3 protein-coding genes are annotated in these 2,833 nt (G+C 73.7%); all 3 read left to right on the forward strand.

The window, feature by feature from the left end; all coding sequences use genetic code 11:
* The first annotated feature begins 128 nt into the window (after positions 1-128).
* The 3 genes from mqnC (at position 129) to ACFWWQ_RS29265 (ending at position 2,716) form a co-directional block, all read left to right on the forward strand.
* Entirely contained in the window at positions 129-1,328 is a 1,200-nt protein-coding gene (gene mqnC / locus ACFWWQ_RS29255) for a cyclic dehypoxanthinyl futalosine synthase (protein ID WP_384602237.1), read from the forward strand.
* A gap of 7 nt (positions 1,329-1,335) precedes the next feature.
* Complete coding sequence (locus tag ACFWWQ_RS29260; RefSeq protein ID WP_384602239.1) at positions 1,336-1,935, forward strand: hypothetical protein; 600 nt, start codon at positions 1,336-1,338, stop codon at positions 1,933-1,935.
* Positions 1,936-2,017: 82 nt separating this feature from the next.
* The gene (locus ACFWWQ_RS29265; protein ID WP_384602241.1) at positions 2,018-2,716 is read left to right on the forward strand and encodes a demethylmenaquinone methyltransferase; all 699 of its coding nucleotides are present in this window, start codon (positions 2,018-2,020) and stop codon (positions 2,714-2,716) included.
* Positions 2,717-2,833: the final 117 nt, after the last annotated feature.

The raw sequence follows: 2,833 nt of genomic DNA on the forward strand, positions 1-2,833 counted from the left end.
GGCGGACCCACCGGCCCGCAGCCACAGCGGAGTCCCGCCGCCGCCCCGGCGGGAGGCCCCCGGGCCGCCGGGAACCCCTGGCGTAGGCTGGGCCGGTCCGTCAATACCCCTCCGAAAGGGACGCTCCGGTGACCGAGAACGCCGACCTCCAGTCCGTACTCGACCGCGCCGCCGAGGGCGGCCGCATCACGCCGGAGGAGGCGCTCGACCTCTACCGCTCCGCGCCGCTGCACGCCCTCGGCCGCGCCGCCGACGCCGTACGCCGCCGCCGGTACGCCGGGACCGAGCACATCGCGACGTACATCATCGAGCGGAACATCAACTACACCAACGTCTGTGTGACGGCCTGCAAGTTCTGCGCGTTCTACGCGGCGCCGAAGGACACGAAGAAGGGCTGGACCCGCGACCTCGACGACATCCTGCGCCGCTGCGCGGAGACCGTCGAGCTGGGCGGCACCCAGATCATGTTCCAGGGCGGCCACCACCCGGACTACGGCGTCGAGTACTACGAAGAGCACTTCTCGGCGATCAAGAAGGCGTTCCCGCAGCTGGTCATCCACTCCCTCGGCGCGTCCGAGATCGAGCACATGGCCCGGATCTCCGACGTGCCGGTCGAGGAGGCGATCCGCCGGATCCACGCCGCCGGTCTCGACTCGTTCGCCGGCGCCGGTGCCGAGCTGCTGCCGGAGCGGCCCCGTAAGGCCATCGCGCCGCTGAAGGAGTCCGGCGAGCGCTGGCTGGAGATCATGGAGATCGCCCACAACCTGGGCGTCGAGTCCACCTCCACCATGCTGATGGGCACCGGCGAGACCAACGCCGAGCGGATCGAGCACCTGCGGATGATCCGGGACGTCCAGGACCGTACGGGCGGCTTCCGCGCCTTCATCCCGTACACCTACCAGCCGGAGAACAACCACCTGAAGGGCCGGACGCAGGCGACGCTCTTCGAGTACCTGCGGATGATCGCCATCGCGCGGCTCTTCCTCGACAACGTCGCGCACATTCAGGGTTCCTGGCTGACCACCGGCAAGGAGGTCGGCCAGCTGTCGCTGCACTACGGCGCCGACGACCTCGGTTCGATCATGCTGGAGGAGAACGTCGTCTCCTCCGCCGGTGCCAGGCACCGCTCCAACCGTCAGGAGATCATCGACCTGATCCGCAAGGCGGGCCGCGTCCCCGCGCAGCGCGCCACGACGTACGAGCACCTCGCCGTCCACGAGGACCCGGCGAACGACCCGGTCGACGCGCGCGTCGCCTCGCACATCTCGTCCACCGCGATCGAGGGCGGCACCGCGCATCCCGAGCTGAAGCTCGTCGAGGCCAACTGAGCCCACGGTGCTGACACTGCACGTAGCCGAGTCGTCCCCGCAGACCGCGGTTCTCGTCGACGGCGCGTCCCTCGCCGCCGTCGGCCCGTACGAGGACCTGGCCGCCGCCCGCCCCGGAGCGCGGGTGCGGCGGTGGCCCGGCATCCTCACCCCGGGGCTGCTCAACCCGTACGGGCCCGAGCTGCTCGAAGGCGCCTATCACCCGGACCCGCGCGAGGCCGACGAGTTCGGCACCGAACCGATCACCGGGGAACGCGCGCGGCTCCTCTTCCGCGCCGACCCGTCGCGGCGCGGTGCCAGTGCCCGGCGCGGGGTGCAGCGGATGCTGGCACACGGCACGGTCGCCGTCGCGGGGGAGCTGCGCAGCCGGGCCGCCGTGGACGCGGTGCGCAGGGCCGGGCTCGTGGTCGGGCAGCGTCCGGAGAACCTGCCGGGCCCGGCGTCCTTCTCCCCGGTCCCGCTCGTCCTGCTGCCGCCGCTGAAGCCGGGCGGGCCCGCCCGGTTCGCCGTGTTCGACGTGCCGGACCGGGCCGCCCTCGTCAGGCTCGGCGCCGCCACCTGCGTCGCCACGGTCATCGACGGACGCCTGGTCCACCGCCGCCGCTGACCGCCGCCGCCCCGGCCCGCCCCTTCCGTCCCGATGCGTGCCCGGTGCCGGGGGCGGTCGGGTGACGGTGGACAATGGCCGGGTGACCCGAGCATCCCTGGACAAGCAGCCGCACGAAGTCGCCGCGATGTTCGACGACGTGGCGGCGCGCTACGACCTCACCAACGACGTGCTCTCCCTGGGGCAGGCCCGGCTGTGGCGCAAGGAGGTGCACCGGGCGGTCGCCGCGCGGCCCGCCGAGCGCATCCTCGACCTCGCGGCCGGCACCGGCACCTCCTCGCTGCCCTTCGCCCGCACCGGCGCCCACGTCGTGCCGTGCGACTTCTCCGTCGGCATGCTCCGCGAGGGCAAGAAGCGCCACCCGTGGCTGCCGTTCACCGCCGGTGACGGCACCCGGCTGCCCTTCGCGGACGAGTCGTTCGACGCCGTCACCATCTCCTTCGGCCTGCGCAACATCCAGGACACCGACGCCGCCCTCGCCGAGCTGTACCGCGTCACCAAGCCCGGCGGCCGCGTCGTGATCTGCGAGTTCAGCGAGCCGACGTGGGGCCCGTTCCGCACCGTCTACACCGAGTACCTGATGCGGGCGCTGCCGCCGGTCGCCCGCGCGGTCAGCAGCAACCCGGACGCGTACGTCTATCTCGCCGAGTCCATCCGCAGCTGGCCCAACCAGCCCGCGCTCGCCGCCCGCCTCCAGGGCGTCGGCTGGTCGAAGGTCGCCTGGCGCAACCTCACCGGCGGCATCGTCGCCCTGCACCGCGGCACCCGCCCCGCGCACTGACGCGGACCGGGGGGGGGGGGGGGCCCCCCCCCCCGGGGGGGGGGCGGGGGGGGCGGACAGCGTGGGCCGGTGGCGCGTCGGCGGGGGGGTGGGGGGGGCGGGGGGGGCCGCCGCCCC

The organism is Streptomyces sp. NPDC059080, assembly GCF_042739975.1.
In the GTDB taxonomy this organism is placed as follows: domain Bacteria; phylum Actinomycetota; class Actinomycetes; order Streptomycetales; family Streptomycetaceae; genus Streptomyces; species Streptomyces benahoarensis.